The 23,751-nt window shown below is 46.3% G+C and carries 19 protein-coding genes and 1 pseudogene; 2 read left to right on the top strand and 18 right to left on the bottom strand.

Annotated elements, in window-relative coordinates; all coding sequences use genetic code 11:
• Nucleotides 1-16: 16 nt before the first annotated feature.
• The gene (locus HMPREF9442_RS01625; protein WP_040602463.1) at nucleotides 17-2,704 is read right to left on the bottom strand and encodes a 4-alpha-glucanotransferase; all 2,688 of its coding nucleotides are present in this window, start codon (nucleotides 2,702-2,704) and stop codon (nucleotides 17-19) included.
• 205 nt (nucleotides 2,705-2,909) lie between these two features.
• On the opposite strand from HMPREF9442_RS01625, the gene HMPREF9442_RS01620 reads away from it, so the two are divergent.
• Complete coding sequence (locus HMPREF9442_RS01620; protein WP_008624575.1) at nucleotides 2,910-6,173, top strand: glycoside hydrolase family 2; 3,264 nt, start codon at nucleotides 2,910-2,912, stop codon at nucleotides 6,171-6,173.
• A 618-nt stretch (nucleotides 6,174-6,791) separates the two neighbouring features.
• Here HMPREF9442_RS01620 and HMPREF9442_RS16590 read toward each other — a convergent pair.
• The 8 genes and pseudogenes from HMPREF9442_RS16590 to HMPREF9442_RS01585 form a co-directional block, all read right to left on the bottom strand.
• Complete coding sequence (locus HMPREF9442_RS16590; protein ID WP_232038516.1) at nucleotides 6,792-7,184, bottom strand: GmrSD restriction endonuclease domain-containing protein; 393 nt, start codon at nucleotides 7,182-7,184, stop codon at nucleotides 6,792-6,794.
• 579 nt (nucleotides 7,185-7,763) lie between these two features.
• A pseudogene (locus HMPREF9442_RS16585) lies at nucleotides 7,764-8,346 on the bottom strand (DUF262 domain-containing protein); the annotation flags it as partial.
• An 84-nt stretch (nucleotides 8,347-8,430) separates the two neighbouring features.
• The gene (locus HMPREF9442_RS01610; protein ID WP_008624569.1) at nucleotides 8,431-9,300 is read right to left on the bottom strand and encodes a DNA-methyltransferase; all 870 of its coding nucleotides are present in this window, start codon (nucleotides 9,298-9,300) and stop codon (nucleotides 8,431-8,433) included.
• Between the two features lie 19 nt (nucleotides 9,301-9,319).
• Nucleotides 9,320-10,162: a type II restriction endonuclease gene (locus HMPREF9442_RS01605; protein ID WP_008624568.1), complete on the bottom strand. Its 843-nt coding sequence runs from the start codon at nucleotides 10,160-10,162 to the stop codon at nucleotides 9,320-9,322.
• A gap of 2 nt (nucleotides 10,163-10,164) precedes the next feature.
• Nucleotides 10,165-10,986, bottom strand: a complete 822-nt coding sequence (locus HMPREF9442_RS01600) for a type II restriction endonuclease (RefSeq protein WP_008624566.1) — start codon at nucleotides 10,984-10,986, stop codon at nucleotides 10,165-10,167.
• Nucleotides 10,979-11,950 (bottom strand): DNA adenine methylase, encoded by a 972-nt coding sequence (locus HMPREF9442_RS01595; protein ID WP_008624559.1) that lies wholly within the window; start codon nucleotides 11,948-11,950, stop codon nucleotides 10,979-10,981. Before HMPREF9442_RS01595 ends, HMPREF9442_RS01600 begins: the two co-directional genes overlap by 8 nt.
• A gap of 28 nt (nucleotides 11,951-11,978) precedes the next feature.
• Complete coding sequence (locus HMPREF9442_RS01590; RefSeq protein WP_040602469.1) at nucleotides 11,979-12,197, bottom strand: helix-turn-helix transcriptional regulator; 219 nt, start codon at nucleotides 12,195-12,197, stop codon at nucleotides 11,979-11,981.
• Nucleotides 12,198-12,601: 404 nt separating this feature from the next.
• The gene (locus tag HMPREF9442_RS01585; RefSeq protein ID WP_008624554.1) at nucleotides 12,602-12,976 is read right to left on the bottom strand and encodes a winged helix-turn-helix transcriptional regulator; all 375 of its coding nucleotides are present in this window, start codon (nucleotides 12,974-12,976) and stop codon (nucleotides 12,602-12,604) included.
• A gap of 249 nt (nucleotides 12,977-13,225) precedes the next feature.
• On the opposite strand from HMPREF9442_RS01585, the gene HMPREF9442_RS01580 reads away from it, so the two are divergent.
• Nucleotides 13,226-14,059 carry a hypothetical protein gene (locus HMPREF9442_RS01580; RefSeq protein ID WP_008624552.1) on the top strand — a complete coding sequence of 278 codons (834 nt, stop codon included), beginning with the start codon at nucleotides 13,226-13,228 and terminating at the stop codon, nucleotides 14,057-14,059.
• Between the two features lie 85 nt (nucleotides 14,060-14,144).
• Here the strand turns inward: HMPREF9442_RS01580 and HMPREF9442_RS01575 are convergent, their stop codons facing one another.
• From HMPREF9442_RS01575 to HMPREF9442_RS01535, 9 genes are all read right to left on the bottom strand, one after another.
• A complete protein-coding gene (locus tag HMPREF9442_RS01575) occupies nucleotides 14,145-15,110 on the bottom strand; it encodes a glycosyltransferase family 2 protein (RefSeq protein WP_008624551.1) in 966 nt (321 codons plus the stop codon).
• Nucleotides 15,103-15,486, bottom strand: a complete 384-nt coding sequence (locus tag HMPREF9442_RS01570) for a GtrA family protein (protein ID WP_008624550.1) — start codon at nucleotides 15,484-15,486, stop codon at nucleotides 15,103-15,105. Before HMPREF9442_RS01570 ends, HMPREF9442_RS01575 begins: the two co-directional genes overlap by 8 nt.
• A gap of 9 nt (nucleotides 15,487-15,495) precedes the next feature.
• Entirely contained in the window at nucleotides 15,496-17,223 is a 1,728-nt protein-coding gene (locus HMPREF9442_RS01565) for an ArnT family glycosyltransferase (RefSeq protein WP_008624549.1), read from the bottom strand.
• A gap of 14 nt (nucleotides 17,224-17,237) precedes the next feature.
• Nucleotides 17,238-18,134 carry a DUF368 domain-containing protein gene (locus tag HMPREF9442_RS01560; RefSeq protein ID WP_008624547.1) on the bottom strand — a complete coding sequence of 299 codons (897 nt, stop codon included), beginning with the start codon at nucleotides 18,132-18,134 and terminating at the stop codon, nucleotides 17,238-17,240.
• Between the two features lie 124 nt (nucleotides 18,135-18,258).
• Nucleotides 18,259-18,603: a 50S ribosomal protein L20 gene (rplT, locus tag HMPREF9442_RS01555; protein ID WP_008624545.1), complete on the bottom strand. Its 345-nt coding sequence runs from the start codon at nucleotides 18,601-18,603 to the stop codon at nucleotides 18,259-18,261.
• A gap of 118 nt (nucleotides 18,604-18,721) precedes the next feature.
• Nucleotides 18,722-18,919, bottom strand: a complete 198-nt coding sequence (rpmI, locus tag HMPREF9442_RS01550; RefSeq protein ID WP_008624537.1) for a 50S ribosomal protein L35 — start codon at nucleotides 18,917-18,919, stop codon at nucleotides 18,722-18,724.
• A gap of 79 nt (nucleotides 18,920-18,998) precedes the next feature.
• Complete coding sequence (infC, locus tag HMPREF9442_RS01545; protein WP_008624536.1) at nucleotides 18,999-19,643, bottom strand: translation initiation factor IF-3; 645 nt, start codon at nucleotides 19,641-19,643, stop codon at nucleotides 18,999-19,001.
• 71 nt (nucleotides 19,644-19,714) lie between these two features.
• The gene (gene thrS, locus HMPREF9442_RS01540) at nucleotides 19,715-21,658 is read right to left on the bottom strand and encodes a threonine--tRNA ligase (RefSeq protein ID WP_008624535.1); all 1,944 of its coding nucleotides are present in this window, start codon (nucleotides 21,656-21,658) and stop codon (nucleotides 19,715-19,717) included.
• Between the two features lie 93 nt (nucleotides 21,659-21,751).
• Nucleotides 21,752-23,707, bottom strand: a complete 1,956-nt coding sequence (locus HMPREF9442_RS01535; RefSeq protein ID WP_253270979.1) for a tetratricopeptide repeat protein — start codon at nucleotides 23,705-23,707, stop codon at nucleotides 21,752-21,754.
• Nucleotides 23,708-23,751 lie beyond the last annotated feature (44 nt).

Below are 23,751 nucleotides of genomic sequence, written 5' to 3'. Positions count from 1 at the left end.
ATATGAATAAAAGCTTTCAATCTCTTCCGCTATGCGTAATCAGCATACGGATTTTCCGGTTCAAGTCGTCGCACCCCATCAACTCCTCTATCGTCAGGTGCATACGGTAATGCCAGTAGTTTCGCGGATTGGAAGGTACATTAATACGTTCAAAATCCGCATCGGGATAACGCAACCGTTCGTCTATCGACATCCAGTCCTGCCACGAAATCAGACAGAGCATCGAAGGAGAATAAAGATGACGTGCCACCACTTCTTCGCACAACCAACCGGGTATGGAAGCCGGAGCCTCCCCGTCTTTCTGCAACACCTCGTTGAAATATTGTTGCGTGCGCACGGCATCCTCTTCCCACCATCCGCGAAGGGTGGGCATATCATGGGTAAATATAGTGGCCACACTCCGGTAAGGATTTTCCTCCAACCGTCCGAACTTCAGCCCGAACTTCTTGGGCATGGTTTGAATCTCAAGCGTCAGGATGCGCAAGTCATCCATCACCCATGGGACACATGCCGGCACCATGCCCAAATCTTCGGCACACACCAACATTTGAGTCGCTTCCACCAAAACGGGCAGTTTACGCATGGCCTGCCCGTACCAGAACTCGTTGTGCCGATGGTAGTAATAATCTTCGTATAAGGCATCGAAAGCCCGTTTCTCTTCCTCGCTCAATGTCTGGTACAGATAATCGCACCGAGCCGAAATACGCGGATGATATTTGTCCGGCTGCTTCGGGTCGGGAATGAAAAGCACATTGCTGATGAGCGCGTATAACCCCTCGCGCAAAGCCACATCTTCGGGCGAAGTCTTCCCGGCAAAAGCCGCTTCCACCTTGCGTTGAGTGTCATACTCGGGCTTCATCGCATACCAGTCCATGCCCAAAGCATCCAGATAAACGGCCTTCACTTCCTCGGCACGTTCACCGAACAGTTTATCCAATACCCAATCACTGATATTGGGATGGGTAAAATAATTTTTCCGGAACCGAAGCCCATAGCTCTCAATCTCTTCCACACTCATCGGAAGCGAAGGAGAGAAATGCCCCAATAAACCATGTACCGAATCGGACGGAATCTCCCATATCCGGAAGAATCCCAACACGTGGTCGATACGATAGGCATTGAAATACTCGGCCATCTTACGGAAACGACGCACCCACCAACTGCAACCGTCCTCGAGCATGACTTCCCAATTATAAGTAGGAAAGCCCCAGTTCTGGCCGTTGACCGAAAAATCATCGGGCGGCGCACCGGCCTGACCGTCCAAGTTAAAGTAGTACGGCTCCACCCAAGCCTCCACACTGTTGCGACTGATGCCGATGGGGATGTCCCCCTTCAGGATAATTCCCTTCGCACGAGCATAATCGGAAGCCGCCAACAGCTGTTCATGCAAGCAGAACTGTACATAATAGTAGTAAGAAACTTCCTCATAGGCCGGAGCGGACGGACGGCAAAAGGCACGTATGTCTTCCCTCCTGTATTCCGCATACTCCGGCCATGCGTGGAAATCGGCCGTCCCGAAACGGTCGCGCAACACGCAAAACGCCGCATAGGGCACCAACCAATCTTCGTTACGCTTGAAAAAAGCCGTATAGCGTCCGGAGGACAGCATTTCTTTACCCTCACGACGGAACACGGCATGCAGGTACTCTTGCTTCAAGGCACTTACCGCCTCGTAGTCCACTTGGGGTAAAGCATTCAAAGCAGCCCGACGCTCTTCGTATTCCGCCATTTCCTTTTCGTCCGCAAGCTTCGGCAACTGGCGCAAGTCGACATACTGGGGATGGAGCGCATAAATGGAAATACTATTATATGGATAAGAGTCCATCCAATTCTTATGGATAGTCGTATCGTACACGGGCAACAGCTGGATGACGCGCATCCCGGTAAGCACCGTCCAATCGACCATGGTTTTCAGGTCGCCGAAATCCCCCACCCCGCAACTGCCTTCGCTGCGCAATGAAAAAACGGGTATGACCACACCGGCCGCTTTCCAACGGTTTCCCCGAATCCGCAACGGAGGATCCGAGATAACGGCCACTTCGTCTTTTGCCACCCCGCTTATCGGCAGCACACGGTTTTCTCCGCCTTCCCACGCCACGAAATCGCCCGTCTTCGCATCAATGACGACATATTTATATTCCAAGGGAAAAGTGACACCGGCCGCACTCAAGGTCACACTCCACTCGTACAGCCCCGTCTCTTTCATGCGGAACGCAAAATTCGGATTCCACTCCCCCAGTGCCGGTTGGTTCCCAAGGAGAGCCAACGCCTGCCCTTCCTCAAGCTGAGGAGCACTCACCTTCAACATCAATGTACTGTTGAAATACGGCAATTCTTCCGTCTCGGCCATATGCGGACGGACACACTGCGTAAAAGCGGATGTATAAAGGTGGGACAAGAGGGGGACATCCTGCCAGTTGTCCCGGAACAAATAAGTTTGGGTAACGTCGACCCTGAAATGGCGAGGTATGAAGCCCCATTCCGTCCGGAACTTACGGCCTTCCTTATATATACTATAATGATAATAAAAAGACCGGATGCGTCCGTCAGTAATGAGCACTTCTCCCGTCCATCTGTGGCCATCACGGGTTTCCAACGGATAAGTCTGTGTCTGGGTACGTCCCTTTGCATCGACCAACGTCAAGGACACCCTGACGTCTTCCCCCCAATGCGTCAGATATTCTATCGAGAAATGCAGTTTCATAAACTTGTGGGTTTGCTCTTTAAAAGTATTCGTACAAAGATAAGGGATGAAGGGCGTAGAACAAAATAAAACCGACCCTTTTTACGTCACGAATTGGTGATTTTGCATCAAAAAAACACTTCCAACGGCCTTTTTCCCAAATACATACAATGAACCGTAACACGAACCATTAAATTTGTGCGTCATTTAAACATATTTTGATTTTATGAAACACAACCTATTGAAAGACCTATTCACCGTCCTTGCCTTGACGGCGGCTGCCAACCTGACGGCTGCGGATTGGGTTCGGAAAAAAGCTCCCATCATGAGCGAGTGGGGTGAAAAAATCAACCCCGACAAAGTATGGACCGAATATCCGCGTCCACAAATGGAACGCAGCGAGTGGATGTCGCTCAACGGCCCTTGGGATTACTGCAAGAAGAAGTCGGCAGACCTCAGTTACAACCTGCCGCCTACGGAGTTAAACCAAAAGATATTGGTTCCCTTTCCCATAGAATCGGCCCTGTCCGGCATCATGGATACGAATTTCGAAGAAAACGCCCGGTCTACTTTCGTATACCAACGTACGTTCAAACTTCCCAAAGCCTATAAAGGCCGGCACATCCTGCTCCATTTCGGGGCGGTGGACTGGAAATGTGCCGTGTACGTCAACGGACAAAAAGCCGGGAGCCACAGCGGCGGCAACGACCCGTTCTCCATGGACATCACAAAGTTGCTCCGCGACGGGGAGGAACAGGAAATACAAGTAACCGTCACAGACCCCACGACCCACGGCGGGCAACCGTTGGGCAAGCAAACCCTCAAACCGGGCGGATGCTTCTACACCCCGGTAACGGGCATCTGGCAGACTGTATGGATTGAACCGGTCTCCCCTGCGCATATCAGCCGCTACGATGTGACGTCAGACATCGATGCAGGCACCGTTTCGCTCACAATCACGTCGGACTGCACGTCCGCCACGGCCGACATCATCGTCAAAGATGGTCAAAAAACGGTAGCCAAACTCACCGGAATGTCCGTCAACGCGCCCCACACGCTCAGCATACCGGAAGCCAAACTGTGGTCGCCCGGCTCCCCCCATCTTTACGACCTGGACATCAGCCTGCATCATGACGGCATGCAGACCGACAGGGTGAAAGGATACTTCGGCATGCGTAAAATCAGCCGGGGTATGGTGGACGGACATCCCTGCATGCTATTGAACAACAAACCGTTGTACCAATTCGGTGTGCTCGACCAAGGATGGTGGCCGGACGGCCTGCTTACTCCTCCTTCAGACGAAGGGATGCGCTACGACATAGAAGCCGTACAATCGTTGGGCATGAACATGATACGCAAGCATATCAAGGTAGAACCTGCACGCTGGTATTATTACTGTGACAAAATGGGTATGCTCGTATGGCAGGACATGCCTAGCAAGAACTTCGACGAAAACGGCAGCATCGGCAGCCAGGACTTCATCCGGCAGAACTTCTACGATGAGTGTACACGCGTCGTCAACACGCTGAAAAACCATCCTTGCATCGTCGTATGGGTAGCCTACAACGAGGGATGGGGACAATACGCTTCAGGCAACGACGTCCACACACGCCAGGGTGTGGAAGCCATCCGCAACGCCGATAGCACACGACTAATCGACGCAGCAAGCGGATGGGTGGACTTCGAGGTGGGCGACATCATCGACCAACACAGCTATCCCGTGCCTTCGCTCCAAAGCAATCCGCTCAACGAACGGGTAGCCGTATGCGGAGAATACGGGGGCATCACCCTCAAAGTGGACGGGCAGCTGTGGAAAGGCAACGACATGGAATACACTTCCGTGCCGGACAGCAAAGCTTTGGCCGAAAGGTTCAACGCCTATACCGTCGCCTTGCAAGGTTTACAGGAACAAGGCCTTTGGGCATCCGTATATACGCAGACGAGCGACGTGGAACAAGAACTGAACGGACTGCTTACTTACGACCGCAAGGTGTTCAAGATAGCCCCGGAGGAACGGGCTTCCGTACGCGAAGAGATCCTGCGCACCATACACAACCGCTCACGCCAGACAGTAGTGGTCGGCGCTGCGGATACATCGTCCGACGAGGCGTGGAGTTATACCACCGTTACGCCGTCCGGCGATTGGTACGCCCCATCGTTCGACGACAGCCAGTGGGACAAAGGAGAAGCCGGTTTCGGTGCCGGTAGCCCGCCCAACACTTTCGTGCGGAGCGCATGGAACACATCCGACATCTACATACGCCGCCACTTCTCCATCGGCAACCTTTCGCAGGAACAAATCAATGCCTTGCAACTATGGCTCTACCAAGATGACGACTGCGAAGTCTATCTCAACGGAGTCAAAGCATACGAAGTCAAAGGATATACCACACGCTACGTGGCGCAACCCATCGCCCCGGAAGCGTTGGCCACACTGAAACCGAACAGCGACAATGTCATGGCCATCCATGCCCACCAAGGCCACGGAGGACAATACATCGACGCGGGCCTGCGCTACACAGAATACATCCCTGTAGAGGAATATACCGTCGCCCCCATGCCCGGACGGAAAGCCATGCCGGAGGTCAAGGCCACCGACAGCGTGTACCTCATGTCTTATTTCAAAGCCAGCGCACAACATTTGTTCTATGCCTACAGCTGCGACGGAAAGACATGGACGGACATCAACGGCAGCCGCCCCGTTTTCAATGCTTACGACGACGGCGTCTGGCTGCGCGACCCTTATTTGCACCGTGTCACGCACAATGGTAAAACCAAATTCCATCTCGTACATACCTGGGGATGGGACCATCCCGCCCTGTTCCACTGGGAGTCCGACGACCTCATCCACTGGACAGCCGCCAACGGCGGTACACGTACCGACGACGGGAAAATCATGCTGATGGACGGGCACGACGGCGGCCCCGTATCGCCCAACGCCTGGGCACCGGAATTCACTTACGACGAACAGACCGGCACGTTCTACCTCTATTGGTCCTCCCGCATCGGCGACCGGCAGGTACATCATTACTGTACCACGAAAGACTGGCTCACCTTCTCCACTCCGGCTGTCTACTTCGACCCGGGCTTCACAGCCATCGACATGACCATCCTGAAAGAAGGGGGCACATACTATGCCTACTATAAGGACGAACGGAACGGAGAGAAGACCATCCGTTGTGCCACATCGAAAAGCCTCGACCCGTGCGTGCAGCGCTTCGAAGGTTCCACTCCGCTACTGCCATCACGCTACATAGAAGTCGAAGGTCCGGAAGTCTTTCCGGTGATAGGCGGGAAAGGGTGGTTCCTCTATTTCGACAAGTTCAATGGCGACCGGGGAGTAAGCTATACGGGCTGTACCGACCCGTCCCAACACAAATGGTATCCTATATCCGATGACGAAATCCGGAACCCCACGGAAGTGAAACACGGCAGTGTGGAAATCATTTCTACCACCGAACTGGAAAAACTTCTGGAACATTTCAAATAAGCCCCCCCTGACAGTCCCGCTCCTTTACGGAAAAGAAGCGGGGCTTTTCATTTCCAATCTAAAAAAACAGGCATTTTATTTGCTTTTTTGGGTACAATGACTTACCTTTGTCATGTAGAAAAAGGAGCCGCATCGGTTAGATTGGGATACTCATCAATTTATTTCAGAAAACCGAGAATGCTTCGCTCACTAATGGCGGGCCACGCCTTCGGGTAGCTTAATTGCCGGTGGATTACAAAGGTGACGGGCGCTCAAATCTTGTTAGCTCGGAGTTTTCATCACATCATCGGTGCGGCTTTTACCATAAAGGGGACACTTTTCAAAAGGCGTCCCCTATTTTTTGCCCATACCATATTCGGCTTTGACACTTTGACAAAAAAGAAAAAGTCATGGAGAAGTAGAAACATATGTGCAACATTCATCGCCCATGTCTTGCTTTGTAGCATAAACATAAGCGATGAATATCATCCAAGCAAACACTTTTTTAAGCGTTTGTAGCTTGGCAACCCTTTATTAAGGCATTTGTTTTTAGATATTCAACAAAGCCATCAAGTATGTATTTTGAACGTTCTGTTATGTTTTGTTCTGTATAATCTGTAAGTTCATTGGCTTACATTTTTAGTTCGGCAATGTTTGTGCCTTCTTTCTGTCCTTTGGCAGTTTGGCCCCCATGTAGTATTTTGTTTTATCAACAAAACAATAATCAGATGCACGTATATTTATACGGCGTTCCAACAAAGATTTGTTTCCAAGCATTTCTAATGAATATGGATTCTTTAAGCTGTTTTCCTTCTGTTGGCGATTACGTGGGAATATATGCTCTATATCAAAAGTATTCTCCAAAGAAAGCAATGGTTGGTTGGCAAAGGTGTATGCCCACCAAGTTATCATTGATTTAGTGATAGCTCGATTGTTGGAGAACACATAATTGGAGAATTGCGCTCTGAACCTTGTCTCGTCAAACAGGAAATTGTTGAATGTTACGTCTGTACCGTTTACAATATTCACCATCTCCGCAAACACTGGAGTACGCAAGGAGTTAACACCAGGATTCGTGATTGCATATGCCCAAATGAATCCTATAATGCGATTCAAGAAGTGGAAGAAATTTTCCTCTTCGAGTTCATCGTTATCATCATGGAAATGCATGAAGAAAACCGAAACAAAGTAAGTCCACATACCATTTGGCGCATAGTTTAGCACAAACAAACATTTGAGGATGCGGATGGAGAACCGTTCCTCATCTTGATTGTTTACATCTTGCCAAAAATGAGCCAAACGGACAAGGTTTTCAAGTGTTGACTCTTTCTTGAACAGTTCATAATTGTTTTTCTCGTAGAACTTACGCAACGATTCTGTCGTTGATGACTTATTTCCCTGCAATGCACGCTCATAGTACATGTAGCGTGTAAAGAGTTCGTCCAAGGGTGTCCCACTGATTGGATGAAATACTTCAGACGCAATCACTTCCAAGTTTTTCCAAATGGCTATGAAATCATCTTTCTTGCCAAGTGAAGAATAGTATTTGTAGAACTGAGCCTTAAAGATGTCTGCATCAGAAAGTGGCTTACCTCTATCATTGAGTGTAGAGAAAATACGCAATGCAGTATCTTGCGATTCTGCTTCGATTGGAAGAAGTACGCAGTTGTTCAGAATACGAAGTGGAAAATACGCAAAATAACTTGGGTAGTGAGAAAGAAATATGTCAATTCCTTTTTCAAAGTACCGAAAATTCAAGGCATATTTGCTATGCTTTCCTGCTGCATCACCATTTTTAAGAATATCAAGAAACTCATCTTTGTCATTGTCTGTGGCAACCTCTGAGTCTATTTTCAAGTCATCCTTATTGTATTCACCGAATCCGTTGGCACGCCAAATGCACTTTTCTATACCCTCTTTCATTTTTACTGAACGAGTATCTTGTATATGCCCCAGTTTATTATAGAAAGCACGAAGTAGCAACATCAATGTTGTAAGACGCTGCTGTCCATCTATAATTTCCTTTTTTTCTGTCATCATTCTTAAATGTGACCATTGGACCGAGAAAGTACTCATCGTTGTCATTGAATTGATCTGTGTTGTCACTAGGGAAAGAAAAGCTAAACAGGTCTTCCCAAAGTGTCTTGCACTCATCATCACCCCAAGCATAAGGACGCTGATAGTCTGGTATCAAGAAGTCCGAGTTACTGTCTTCTGGTCAATATTAAGTTTTGTCATAAACCTATCTAAAAATTAATTCATAAAATGTATTAGCAAACTAAAATGGCATTTGGTTGTAATCACTAATATCTTCATTTGCCATAGAATAATCTTTCAACCTGTGCAAGTCTTCTATGTGATTTAGTAGATTGGCATAGTTTTCAAGACTTTCTATTTCTTCACGTCTTGCTTTGCTCAACTTACAAAAATCTTCCTCTTGTTCAAGTCCTGCAAATCGTCGTCCACATAAGTTGGCGGCAATACCTGTCGTGGAACTTCCGCTAAATGGGTCAAGAATCCAATCGCCTTGATTGGTTGATGCAAGAATCATCCGGACGAGCAAGCGCAAAGGCTTTTGTGTCGGATGCTTGCCACAAGTCTTTTCCCAACGACCGATAGCAGGCATTCGCCATACATCTGTCATTTGCTTACCATCATTCAGTTCTTTCATCAAGTCATAGTTAAACTTGTGCGGAATTTTCTGCATCTTTCTTGCCCAAATTACAAACTCCGTGGAATAGGTGAAGAAACGACATGAGATGTTGGCAGGAGGATTGGTCTTCTGCCAAGTAACCACATTCAGAATTTTATAGCCAAGTTCCGTCAGACAATTAGCCACAGAAAAGATGTTGTGATAAGTTCCACTAATCCATATAGTACCATTGTCTTTCAACTTGTCACGACACAGACGTAGCCATTCCATGTTGAATGCCAACATATCCTCTTGCGACTTGCCTTTGTCCCAATCACCTTTATCTACGCACACGACCTTACCTCTCTGCAACGATATTCCACCATTGGATAGAAAGTAAGGAGGGTCGGCAAATATCATGTCAAACTTGAAGTCAAAATCTTTGAGAAGTTTGAAACAGTCGCCATGAGCAAGAGCGAAATCATTGTTGGATGATTTATAGTATGATTGTACCATTTGAAAGTTTCGTATAGCCTTAGTTCTTGGCGTTTTGAAGAATCTTATTTATAAAACCTTGCAATGTGCTTAGATTATATACATTTGGAATTTCATCATAAGCCTCATTCAGTTGTTCTTTGGCTTTTTTCCAACCAATTCCATCTGTAATCCAAACGAACTCAAAACCTTCTACTATATTTATTTTCTTGGCAACATCCATATACGAACGTGGAATTTCTGTAACTTTTGAGCCTTGCGTTCCATAATAGTTTACTTCGACCAAATATTTTTTGCCTGGACATGAAATAACAAAATCAAATCTTTTAGAATCCTTTCCTAATACTGATTTTATGGCAGGAAAAATCTTTGATTGAACTTCACGTTCATAAGATATATTTGCCTCATCAAATTGTTGGGCAATTCTGGAAGCCATGATTTCTCCTATACGATTTTTTCGTCCATGAGTATCAAGACCTGTTTCTACGCCAAAAACATAGTCAACAAGATTTTTAATGTGTTCATCTTGTAAAATTGTGAGCAATCCTGAGTCTTCGATAAACTCCATTATATGGTCAACACTATCAAAGTAGTTATATACGAGACGCTCACTTCCGTCACGCCCCCATGCTTTTTTATTTTGCTTTTTTCTGACAGCAACAAGTATTCCCATAACAGAGAAAGCTTTAGGGTTCTCTTCCCAAAGCTCTTCTACCGCCTTACGCATATCTTTTTGCCCTACCAAATAGTTCAATTGGGTAAGTCGCAAGGATATGGTCTTGATATTGTTCATGACCTTTTTGAAGTCCGTATAATAATTAAGACCTATTTTTATTTCTGTTATATTATCAAAGAATACAGAGAAATTTTCCTTTTGTGTCATAACTATCTTATATTATTTATGAAATCTTGAACAGATGTTAGATTATACACACTTGGGATAATTCCGTATGCCTCTTGCAATTTGTTCTTTGCAGATTTCCAACCTATACCATCTGTAATCCAAACAAATTCAAAACCCTCAACGGAGTTTATTTTCGGTGCAATATCAGAATATGAACGTGCAACCTCATTTAGCTTTGAGCCACCTCCACTATAAAAGTTGACTTCAATCAGATAAACTTTTGATGGAGTTTCAACAACGAAGTCAAAACGCTTTTCATCATCTCCCAACACATCTGTAATTGCAGACCATTCTCTCGAATATACTTCTTGTCTGAAAGGAACACCAGCATTCGTGAGAATGTTGGCTACCATATTCTCCATAACGTGTCCGCTTCTGTTCTTTCTTGCGTTTGTATCCAATCCTGTTTCAATGCCAAAAACATAATCTACAAGATTCTTAATTTTCTGACTTTGAAGGACATCACCAAGTCCTGTTTCTGTCAAGAATGCCATAACAGAATCTACAGAGTTGAACATACCTTCCAATGGTACGCAGTTCCCAACAGAATCAAGTATCTTTTTCTTGTCACGAGTACGAACTGCCACCAATATATCCATAACGGAAAAGGCATTCTTATCCCTGTTCCATATTGTTTCAATACTTTTACGTAAGTCGGATGCCCCAATGAGACTGTTGAGCATACACAGGCTCAACTTTATATCCTCCACATTCTGTGAGATTTTTTCAAAGTCACAGAAGAAGTCCAACGTTTGGTTTGTCTCTTTGAGTTGAGACATGAATTTATCGAAATCTTTAAGCATAAGCTTTCTGTTTTATAGCCACACGTTGTGGCTTGTGGTTGCTTATATCGTTCATTTGCCAATCTTTTGTGTTGCGGTAACTATGAACCAACAGTTCAGATATCTTTCCTCGCTTAGCTCCGTTTGCATTCACATTACGAGAAGCCATAACTCTGTCTATATAATAATCTGCATATAAGACATCGAAGAAATTATCTGCTTCATTCTTTCCTTTGCAATCTGAATTGCTCAGCATAAAGCTATGCCCCTCGGCTACCACTTTGTCACAGAACTCCTTCAACCTGACTTGTGAATCATCATTGAACGCTTCTTTTGTATAATCATTAAAACTTGAAGTGCCACTAAGTGGACGGTAAGGAGGATCAAAATAAAATAATACCTTACCTTGCGCACAAAGCAAAGTATTCTCAAAATCACCTTCTAAGATTTCCACTCTTTTTAATAACTCGCTGTCTGCTCTAAGCGTATCTTCGTCACAAATCTGTGGTTGCATATACTTTCCACAAGGAACATTGAATAAGCCCTTTTTGTTTACACGATACAATCCATTGAAGCAAGTACGGTTTAGAAAAAAGAATTTTGCCGTATTCTCTATCGGGTCAAGATTCTTCTCATTGTAGCGTTGGCGTACAACCATAAACATCTCACGTTTCGCTTCCATGTCTTGCAAAGCATAATATTGCGCTTGAATTTTCTGCAACGCAGGAATCAACTCTTCCACATTGTCACGCACCGTTTTGTAACAAGTAATCAAGTCACTATTGATGTCATTGATTACGGCACGTTTGATATTTGGATGCTGTTGCAGCATGTAAAACAACATAGCACCACCGCCAACGAATGGCTCTATGTATGTCGCATTATCCCAATTATCAAAGTCAGCTGGAAGTTTTGCCTCTAGTTGTTCAATGAGTTGCCCTTTACCACCAACCCATTTGATGAATGGTTTTGCTTTTGTATTCATTATTAATCATTTTTTGAACTAATGATTTTTAATCATCAGTGTTAGTACCTTTCGTTTTATTGATAAGCTGACGAACATCAACATCCAATAGAACAGCTACCTTGGTCAATGTTACTAAATCTGGTTGTGACGTATTAGTGCACCATTTTGAGATTGTTGCAGGATCTTTTCCTAATTGCTCGGACAACCATTTGCTTGTCCGTTTCTTCTCCACTAACACGACTTTTATACGATTTATATCTTTCATCATTTATCTTTATTATTGCGTTTAACGCAAAATAATGAAATATTTTTTTAAAATCACATTGTTTTTGCTACACTTTTATTATTATTTAGCATATCATTCTGGGGTAATTCAAGATTAAATTGTACACTTGCAAAAAATTATCAGCAGCATTTTTGTTGCAGTGAAAAACAAAGAGTTGTTTGACAAGCAAACTTATACATAATACAGAATTTAGAACTATTGCCAAAACATTACCTCTATTGAGGTGAGAAACTCATAATTCACTCATTTTAGCTATTCGGCAAATTCTAACAGAATTTTTAAGAAAAAATCGACAGTTCCACCCATTGCCGTTTCTACCTAATCCGTCGAAAGGACCGGACACCGCAAGTGCGTCCTACCCTATTTCCGCATATAGGCATGCCTCATTTTTTACAGGCTTTTCTCCGGTCTTCCATAATCGCATCCCTATTTTCCAAAGCCCATGCTATCAGCGCATTGACATGCGGAAGCAAAGTGTATGCCCGTGCAGTCAGCGCATACTCTACCCTTGGAGGAACTTCGGGATACACTGTACGGGTGACATAGCCGTCATCTTCCAATGTCCTCAAGGTAACCGTTAGCATCTTTTGTGATATGTCGGGGATTTCACGCTGCAACTCTTTGAAACGTACGGCTTCCTTACCTGCCTTGTCTAACGTATATATGACCAAAAGAGACCATTTGTCGCAGAGTCTGGCCAAAATATTCCGTATTGGACAGTTCGGAAACACGGCATCTTCTATCGTTGTCCTATACATAATATAATGTATTTCTGTTTACTCTACAAAAGTAATCAAATTCCCTTCAAGCGGCAAGAAACTTTTTTAGAAATATTCTTTATCGGCAAGTGTCTCATATCCAACAATAGTTACTTTCACGTAAGTAACTGATGGACAAGAACCTACTTGCATAGCCCATAATCTCTTTCTAATTTTGCAGCATAAAAGGAATGAGAATACTTATAAGTAAGTAATAAACAATCAGACACGCATTAAAAATCAAAAGCAATGAAAAAAGTACTATTCATTTTATTCAATTTTTTAACAATTATAGCTATGGCACAGAGCAAAGGACGTTTCGAGGTACATGACCTCGGCAATTACAAACTGCATGTATATTACACCAACGACACGTTGGGTGATGCAAGTTACATCGTTGAGGGCAAAGATGCCCTCGTGACCATGGAACAACCACTGTTCAAGGACAATGTGGCTGAATTTGGCACTTATCTTTCCAAGTTGGAAAAGCCCGTGGAGAAACGCATCACGGACTATCATGTGGGAGGAACAGGAAAGCATGACGTGGTAATGGCCCAAGGTATGCCCGAATTCACGAAAGGCGCAGTGTACGGAGACATGATGAAAGGTTTTGCACAGGCGTTCGGGGATGCCCTGACAGACATGCCCACAGGCAAGGTTACGGAAGTGGCTTTCGGCGCAACAAAGACTTGGGCAGGAGTAACTTTCGAGTTCCGTCACGGTGCCGCATCGGATTTCCCAGGTGCAAGCATTCTGATAGGAAACAAAGCGTATTACACTCATTGGACTCCGGCAAAAGCACATATCAGCCATTTACAAGTGTCTTCCCCGGCTGCCATTGACGCTGAAATCACAGAGGCCGAAAACTCGTTGGCTTCAGGTGCGACGCTGTTCATCGGCGGACATGGCGGTGCAGCCACACGCGATGCGGTAGAGTTCAAGATTGCTTACCTGAAAAAGACGAAAAAGCAGCTTGAGGAAAACAAGACGGCACAGGCTTTCGTAGATGCCATGAAACAAGCCTATCCCGGTCTGCCCGGAGAAACGGGGTTGGAAGATTTAGGCAAAGCCTTGTATCAATAAAGGTATATGAAGCAATATTTTAAGGAGTTGACGAATCGTTGCAAAGGTCCTTGAGGAAGCCATGACATCGGATGGAGCCGCAACTTCAAGCCTGCGGCTCCTGCATTCCTGCAGTCTGTTCCACGAAATAACGCGGCCGCCGCTTCACCTCTTTGTATACCTTGCCCACATACTCCCCGATGATGCCCAAGGCCATCAGTATGGTTCCTCCGATGAACCATACGGAAACCAAAAGGGAGGTCCATCCCGGAATGGTATTGCCCTCGACATACACCACGATGCCATAGACTATCGCTACCAAAGAAATGAGAATGAACAACAAGCCGAGCATGGAGATATAGCGCAACGGACGGACGGAAAAAGACGTGATGCCGTCCAACGCAAAACTGAGCATCTTGCTCAAGGGGTATTTCGACTCGCCGGCCATACGTTCCTTACGGTCGTAATACACCCGTGCCGAAGGATATCCCAAGGCCGACACCATCCCGCGCAAAAAGAGATTCCTTTCGGGATAAGCCATCAAAGCCTGCAACGTGCGGCGGCTCATCAGACGGAAATCGGCATGATTGTAGACGACATCCCCTCCTAGGGCATTCATCAACTTATAGAAAGCCAAGGCCGTATTTTTCTTAAAAAAAGTATCCGTCGCACGCTCCCGACGCACGCCGTATACGATGTCGGACCCCCCGCGCCAGGCATCCACCATACTGACGATGGAACGCACGTCATCCTGCAGGTCGGCATCAATGGACACAGCTGCATCCGCATACGAGGCCGCCCACTCCAAACCGGCCCACAGTGCCTGTTGATGGCCGACATTGTGCGCCAACTTCAGCCCAGACACACTCGGATGTGTTTCGGAAAATCCCCGGATAAGTTCCCAAGTGCGGTCGTGCGAACCGTCATCCACGTAGAGTATCTTACCTTCACCTATTTTCCCGTCCGAAAGCAATTCATCCACCACCGAAGAAAGTTGGCGGGTCGTCTCGACCAACACCTCTTCTTCATTATAACAAGGCACCACGATTACCAGTTTCATTATCTCACTCATTTTTAGATGTAAATACAAAACGTACCAATATGAAATTCACGGGAACCGCAATGGCATATACGGGAAAAGGTGCCCATACCTTGTCTACCCCCATGCAAAGGAAGAAATTCAACAACCCGATTTGCAGCAAGTAGTTGAACGCATGTGCCCCACTCATACCGAACAGTTTCCGCCAAGAAGGCGACGTACCAAACGTAAAATAAGAAGTCATATAAAAATTGAACACAAAGCCCAACAGGTAACCGACCGTAAAGGCCGCATTGGCTCCCATGACGAAATGCAGGAGATAATAAAAGCCGTAGTGGAGTGCTGTAGCCAACACTCCAACTATGCCAAAACGGACGAACGTAACAAAAAGCTTCTTCCTCTGCATCATGGTACTCTCTTAAGGTTCTGCCTGTTTCCTGCAGAAACGGTAAAGGATATTATACCGCTTGTCATCACAACTACGATGGTTAGAGGCATACACTTCTTCCAACGAGAACTCCGCACCATAACGTTCCAGAAACGGAGCTGCCATCTCACCTCCCATGAACACATACCCCTCGGATGGCGGCGTAAAACAATCGAACGGCACCATCCTGTCGCCCAAATAAAAATTTACCGTGAACGGATGCATGCGATTGCCTTCCACTACATCGGTACGGAAAGAATACAACCTGCCTTCGGGCACGATGCGACGTAATTCCTCGGCCACGGCACGGTCTGACTTCACATTCAGGATGACGGGCTGGTACACTCCGTCGAGCGCAAAGAAAATGGAAAATACCACGGCAATAAAAGCGTAAACAATGCCGTTGTCGGCCGCATTACGGCGTTGGACACGGAAATACCAACAAGCTGCCGCCACTGGAACCAGTACACCGAAGACCGCAAATACCGTCAAGGGAAAATCTTCCAACGCGTGCATATAGGCTATATTCTCTGCCGCATGCCGCCCGGCAAACAGGGAGTCGGGCACCCATCCCATACGGACTGCGCCGAAAACCAACAGCAACAGCACAGCCAATGAGGCCATGATACTGCCGAAAACGCGTAAGGCATTCAAATGGCGATGGCGCAGATAAATGATATATTCTGCTAGAAAATAAGCTATAAACGGATATATCGGCAACAAATAGACACTCCGTTTGCTCTTCGGAATGCAGTAGAACGTGAAAATAATGACGATGCACAACAACGAATACAGACGAGTATCGTCCATATTACGGATATAGGCCACGAAACGCGACCACCACGTACGTACCTGTCCCTGCGGTCTCCGGTACCTCAAAAAGAACAAGGAGACAAGCCCCAATAAGGTATAAGGCACATAACCGGCCACGACCGTCATCACATTGTACCAAGCCGGATTCTCATGTGCGGCGTAAGTCATCTTTCCCAAAAAACGATAGACGTTCTCTTCCAACACAAGGTCAAGGAAATGGTCACCGCCCTGTTGGTAAGCCGCCCAATACCATACGACCGGCAACAGGCAGGCCAACACGGCCACCATCAGGAAAGAAAAGAAAATGCGCAGGAGCTTCCTCCCCCTAATCCACAGGAATACGGCGGGAACCAGACAAGGCAGGACGATGCCCACTGGCCCTTTCGTCAAGGCAGCCGCACTCAAGCAGAGTACAGCCACCCAGGGTACGCCTCTCAGGTCTTTCTCTCCCCATTTATAAAGTTGGTACAATGCGATGACCATCATTGCCGTCAGCACCATGTCCACACGGCAGGCCACTCCGGCACGGTGCACCTCGAAATTGGTCAATGTGAGCAAAGCGGCCATAAAGGCCACCTCTGCACCGCGCCTTTTGGCATAGAACACATACCCGACCAACACCATGGCCGACAAGGCCAAAGCCGAAGGCATACGAGAGGTGTATTCATTCACCGTGCCGGCTACCGTAGAAATTGCAGCGATACACCAATGGAAGAAAGGAGGCTTGAAAGCCAACTCAACCCCATTGTTCACTGGCAGCACCCAGTTTCCCTGCTGCAACATGGAAAGGGCCACCACAGCTTCTCGCGGCTCGCCACGCGTATTGAAAAACGTTTGTCCCAAAAACAAAAAGAGGGAGACGACACACAACGCAACCAACGGCCAAAAGTAATCCTTCTTATACATCTCCGTACAATCCGTTATGCTTTTTTAGCTGAAATCTTTTCCAACACATACACCAATATAAACCCGATAAGCATCAGAACGACCGCCTCGGCCACCTCCGTATTTGGTGCGACGTTATGCTCTATCATCACCTCATGACCGTCTGAAACTAATTTCTCTACTTCTTTCCAAGGCCACACTTTATTCAACGACCCTAGCATAAAGCCGGAAAGGACAGACAAGGTAATATTACGGAAATTCCTCAAAGCATACGACAAAACACGGGAAAAACTGGTGATACCCAAGGCTGCGCCGAAGGCAAAGACCCCCAAAACGACCAAGTCCAAAGTCTTCACCGCCTCCATGACATAGAAATATTTCCCCAATAGCACCAATATGAAGCTGCCGGATATGCCAGGAAGTATCATCGCACATATCGCTATGGCACCGCAAAGGAAGATGAACATCAGATTGGTGGACGTCTCGGCAGGAGTAGCCACCGTAATGTAATAGGCCACAGCTGCCCCAACCACAAACCCTGCCACGGTTTTCCAGTTCCATCCCTTAATATCTTTGGAAACGAACCATGTAGAAGCCAATACCAAACCGAAAAAGAAAGACCACACCAACACTGGCTCGTTGACTAACAAATAAGTAATCAGCTTGGCCAAAGAAAACACGCTGATGGCGATACCCAACAGCAAAGCAAACAGGAAGTTTCCATTGACGGCCTTCCAGAACCCGGCCAAATTCCCAGTAAACAGCAGTTTCAGGGAATGCATGTTGATACTCTTGATGGAATTGATAAGCTCGTCATAAATACCGGCAATGAAAGCAATCGTCCCTCCGGAAACTCCGGGCACTACATCGGCCGCTCCCATAGCCATTCCTTTTAAGGTCAAAACAGCATAATCTTTAATTCTTCTTTCCATTGAAATCGTAATTTAATCCAACTGATGAATAAGCATAATATTTATTGATACAAAGTAAAACAAAAAAAGGTGTATTGACAAACAATACACCTTTTTATCTTGAAATCTGCTCAGATTTCCTTTTTTATTTTACTTTCGCTACCACAGCCTTGAATGCCTCGGGATGATTCATGGCCAGATCGGCAAGCACCTTGCGGTTGATTTCGATACCGGCCTTGTGCAATGCACCCATCAACTGGGAATAAGACATGCCTTCCAGACGGGCAGCAGCGTTGATACGCTGAATCCACAAGGCACGGAAGTTACGCTTCTTATTTTTACGGTCACGATATGCATAAGTCAAACCTTTTTCCCAAGTGTTCTTGGCTACGGTCCACACGTTCTTACGTGCACCGAAGTAACCTCTGGTCAAACCTAAAATTTTCTTTCTTCTTGCTCTTGAAGCAACATGATTTACTGATCTTGGCATAATTTTTTAATCTTTTTGAATGTTAGCGCCATCCCCCTCTCCTATGAGTCTGTTTATGGATGAACTTCAGGCTAAAGCATTCGGTTAATAACTTTGTTAATACGACCTACACTTTTAATTAACGCAGACAAAGGAGGTCACGAACCTGCTTCATGTTATCTGTCACTACGATGTCATCGTGAACCAGATTTCTTTTCTGCTTCGTCGTCTTCTTCGTCAAGATGTGACGGTGAAAAGCGTGGTGTCTCTTGATTTTACCTGTTCCGGTAAGACGGAATCTCTTTTTGGCACCGGAATTAGTCTTTACTTTTGGCATTTTGTTTAATATTTAAATTATTATTCAATGTGTGGCAACGCATATACCAAGGCGTTACGCACATACTCTTCCCTTTTCATCAATCTTCTCCTTCCACACGCGGCCCCTTATACTCTTTGGGAGCATTGGCTTTCGGTTGGCTCCGTTCTGCTTTCTGTACCGGCACCTCAGCCATAGGCTCAGCTTGTTTCTTGGCTTGCACCTGCTTTTTCGGAGCGATGAAGATTGTCATGCGTTTCCCTTCAAGCACCGGCATCTGCTCTACCTTGCCGTATTCTTCCAAATCGTTGGCGAAACGAAGCAACAAGACTTCGCCTTGTTCCTTGAAAAGAATGCTGCGTCCCTTAAAAAACACATAGGCTTTCACCTTATCCCCGTCTGAAAGGAACCCTTGCGCATGCTTTAGCTTGAAGTTATAGTCATGATCGTCCGTCTGGGGACCGAAGCGGATTTCCTTTACGTCTACCTTCACCTGTTTGGCCTTCATTTCTTTCTGGCGCTTCTTTTGTTGGTAGAGGAACTTGCTGTAGTCTATCAAACGACAAACAGGAGGAACTGCATTCGGGGAGATTTCCACGAGGTCTACGCCTTGTGCTTCCGCCATTTGCAGGGCCTTGGCCGTCGGCATAACCGTAGATTCCACATCATCGCCCACTATCCGGACTTCACGCACACGTATCTGTTCGTTGATACGGTATTGCTGTTTTAAATTGTCTTTCTTCATTCAAAAATGTTGTTCTCTTCTGTTTTTATTTTCCGATTATGACTGTCGAGTTTTAAAAATCGGATGCAAATTTAATATTTATTTGTCATATTACGAACCTCTTCGTTGATTTTCTTTGCAAAATCTTCGAATTTCATGCTTCCTTGGTCGCCTTCGCCTTGTTTACGTACGGAAACAGTACCGTCGGCAGCTTCTTTTTCTCCCACAATCAGCATATAAGGAATGCGCTTCATTTCGTTGTCACGTATCTTGCGCCCGATTTTCTCATTGCGGTCATCCACTATGGCACGCACGTCTCGTTCATCAAAATATGCACAAAGTTTATGGGCGTAATCGTTGAATTTCTCGGAAATCGGAAGGATAGCCACCTGATCGGGTGTCAACCACAAGGGGAAATGACCGGCCGTATGCTCGATAAGTACGGCACAGAAACGCTCCATGGAACCGAACGGTGCACGATGTATCATCACCGGACGATGTTTCTGGTTGTCCTCGCCCGTGTATTCCAGTTTGAAACGTTCGGGCAAATTATAGTCTACTTGTATCGTACCCAACTGCCAACGGCGTCCAAGGGCATCTTTCACCATGAAGTCGAGTTTAGGACCATAGAATGCAGCCTCGCCATATTCTACCTTGGCATTCAGGCCTTTCTCCTTGCAAGCTTCGATGATGGCATTTTCTGCTTCTTCCCAAACCTCGTCCGAACCGATATACTTCTCACGGTTGTTCGGGTCGCGCAAAGAAATCTGAGCCTCGAATGTATCGAAATTCAATGCACCAAAAATAATCTGAATAATCTCCATCACGCGGATGAATTCATCTTTCACCTGATCCGGGCGGCAGAAGATATGGGCATCGTCTTGCGTAAACGAACGCACACGTGTCAGTCCGTGCAACTCTCCACTCTGCTCATAACGGTACACCGTTCCGAATTCGGCGATTCGCAAAGGCAAGTCTTTATATGAACGCGGCTTCCAAGCGTAAATTTCACAATGGTGCGGACAGTTCATCGGCTTCAGCATATACTCCTCGTCAGCCTCCGGCGTATGAATCGGTTGGAAAGAATCTTTCCCGTAATGGGCATAATGCCCGGATGTCACATAAAGGTTCTTACCACCGATATGGGGAGTCATCACCTGTTGGTAACCGTAACGCTTTTGAATTTTTTTCAGGAAATCTTCCAGACGCAAGCGCAAAGCCGTACCTTTCGGCAACCACATCGGAAGACCTTTGCCGACACGTTCGGAGAACATGAAAAGCTCCATTTCCTTTCCTATCTTACGATGGTCGCGTTTCTTGGCTTCTTCCAACAACGTCAAATACTCGTCCAACATCTTCTTTTTGGGGAAAGAGATGGCATACACGCGGGTCATCTGCGGACGCTTCTCGTCTCCGCGCCAATACGCAGATGATACAGCCGTCACTTTCACGGCTTTGATAACACCCGTATTCATCAAGTGCGGACCTCGGCACAAGTCCGTGAAAGCTCCTTGGGTGTAAGTGGAGATATGCCCGTCTTCCAAGTCTTCTATCAATTCGTTCTTGTACGTCTGGCCGCGCTCACCGAAAAACTTCAAGGCTCCGGCTTTGGATATTTCAGCCCGCACGACCGGTTCTTTACGTTGTGCCAACTCCAACATCTTCTTTTCAATACCGGCAAAGTCGCTTTCACGGATAACCGTACCTGCAGGAGGCATCACATCGTAATAAAAACCGTTTTCTATGGCCGGACCGATACCGAACTGCATACCCGGATAAAGTTCCTGCATAGCCTCAGCCATCAGGTGAGCGGAAGTATGCCAGAAAGCATGCTTTCCCTCTGCGTCCTCCCACTTGTAAAGCATCACGGAAGCATCTTCGTTAATCGGACGGTTCAGCTCGACCGTCTCACCATTCACTCCGCAAGCCAGCACGTCCTGTGCCAGTCTGGAAGAAATACTCTCAGCAATTTGTAAACCTGTCACACCGGCCTCGTATTCACGCACAGAGCCGTCAGGAAAAGTTATCTTTATCATAATTATACGTATTGTCCGTTTTCAAAGTTGCAAAATTAGCTATTTTTCATGAGACAGTGGCACAATCTATCAAAAAAGTGGCTGTTTTTTAGCTTATTCCACCTTAGTAGCAGCCTTATCCCTATACCTTTTAATCAAATTATAAGCCTTATATAAGCCCATCTCTCCGGCCCGGCTCAAATCGGGAATGCCGGAAGCGTAGTCGCCCGAAAGGATATAAGCCACCCCCCGGTTGTAGTAAGCTTCGGCATAATCCGCATGAAGCTTAATGGCCTGCGTGTAGGCCTTAATGGCTTCCGGCCATAACTTCAGCTGCATGTAGATATTACCTTTATTATAATAGCAACCGGCAAAATCTGGTTCCCAAGCTAATATCCGGTCACAATCATCCAATGCTGCCTGATATTCGGAACGGGAAGTGTCGAACGTCCATTTCGCCTCTCCCTTAGAAGGAGTTTCAGATTTTTCTGCCATCCGGACTTCCTGATTTTTCATTCTAATCTGCACTCTCATATAATAAGCAAGCAGATAAGAACTATCCAATTTAACAGCATGGTCAATATCTGCCAATGCTTTCTCGAAGTCTTGTACAAGATATTCGTCTATGGAACGGGCCAAATATAATAATGTATTGTCCGGCTGCCGGGCAATCTTGTCGGAAAGAGCCTGAATGGAAGAAAAATGCTTTTGTATACGGGCTTCATCCAACGACACTTCGTCGTGAGTCAACACCAGACGTGCCGGCAAAACGCCCAAACGATTCAGACGTTCGAGTTCCTTATTGTACATCTTGCGTTGAAAATCACTCTGCCCAGTATAATAGGTCAGGACCAAAGCCGGTTCCGGAGCCAATTCCGTCCTGCGGTTCTGCACTTTGCCACGATATTCGCTTTCATACGTCGGCGATTCATCTTCCGAAGTATCAGCCTCCACCAGTTTGTTATAATCTTCCATCGTGCGGTCGCTCACTTTTCGAGTCTGCTTCGTATTCTGCGGTTTCTTTCCACCGTAACGTTGGTCCATCTGGGCTTTCAATACCTTGAATTCATCCAGTTCGGCACCTCTGGTATCGCCCATCTTCCGGCGCACCTCTGCCCGCAACTGATAGCCGGCCAAGAAATTAGGAAACTCTTTGATGACGGCATTTATATCCCGGATAGCTCCCCGATAATCTCCTGTATTGTTCAACATCAACGCACGGTTAAACAACGCAATCATATTATCCGGTTCCAACTTCAACACGAAATTGAAATCCTCTATGGCCCGGTTATCATCTCCCACTTGGGCCCGGAGCAAACCACGGTTGAAATGCCCGATGTAATTAGTGGAGTCCATTTCCAATGCCGTATCATAGTCCGTCATCGCCCCACGTAAATTACGCTGATGATAACGCGCCAACGCACGGTTGATATAATGTCCGGCCTCGCGGGGCATCTGCTGTATGGTCTTATCCAAAGCCTCTTCGGCCAACTTATATTCTCCCCGCCCGGCATGGACCGCCGCACGCATGCTCCAAGCCTGCCCCTCGTATGGATTGATTTCCAATGCCCGGTCTATGTTTGCCATGGCTGCAACCGTATCCTTTTGGGCGAAATAAGTCTGTGCCTTTAAAGTGTACAAGGAGGCCTTTTGCGGCCAGTAACCTAACATTCGGTCTATACATTCCACAGCCTTATCGTACTCCTTGAGTTGTAAATAACATAAGGTCATATTATGCCATCCGCTCTCGTCTTTGGGTTCGATTTCAAGCAACTTCATATAATCCGAAACGGCTTCGTCATAACGCTTCAGATTGATCCGGCATAAACCTCGCAAACGATAATTATCGGGCAAAAAAGGATTGCGGTCTATAGCAGTCCCGCAATCCTCCTCAGCCCCGGTATAATCTTCCAAATAAAATTTGGCCAATCCACGGTAAAAATATGGCTCCGACAAATAAGGCTTGGCCGAAATTACCATATTGAAGCGGCGTATGGAAAGTACATAATCCTCATAGTAGAGCGCATTACGCCCCATCAGCATCATCCGGTCGGTATTAATCTGTGCCATCGCCGACACGGAAAAAAACCAAAGGAAAAGAAGATATACTTTCC

Source organism: Paraprevotella xylaniphila YIT 11841 (assembly GCF_000205165.1).
Taxonomy (GTDB): domain Bacteria; phylum Bacteroidota; class Bacteroidia; order Bacteroidales; family Bacteroidaceae; genus Paraprevotella; species Paraprevotella xylaniphila.
Note: the sequence above shows the minus strand (reverse complement) of the source record. Positions and strands in the feature narration are given on the sequence as shown.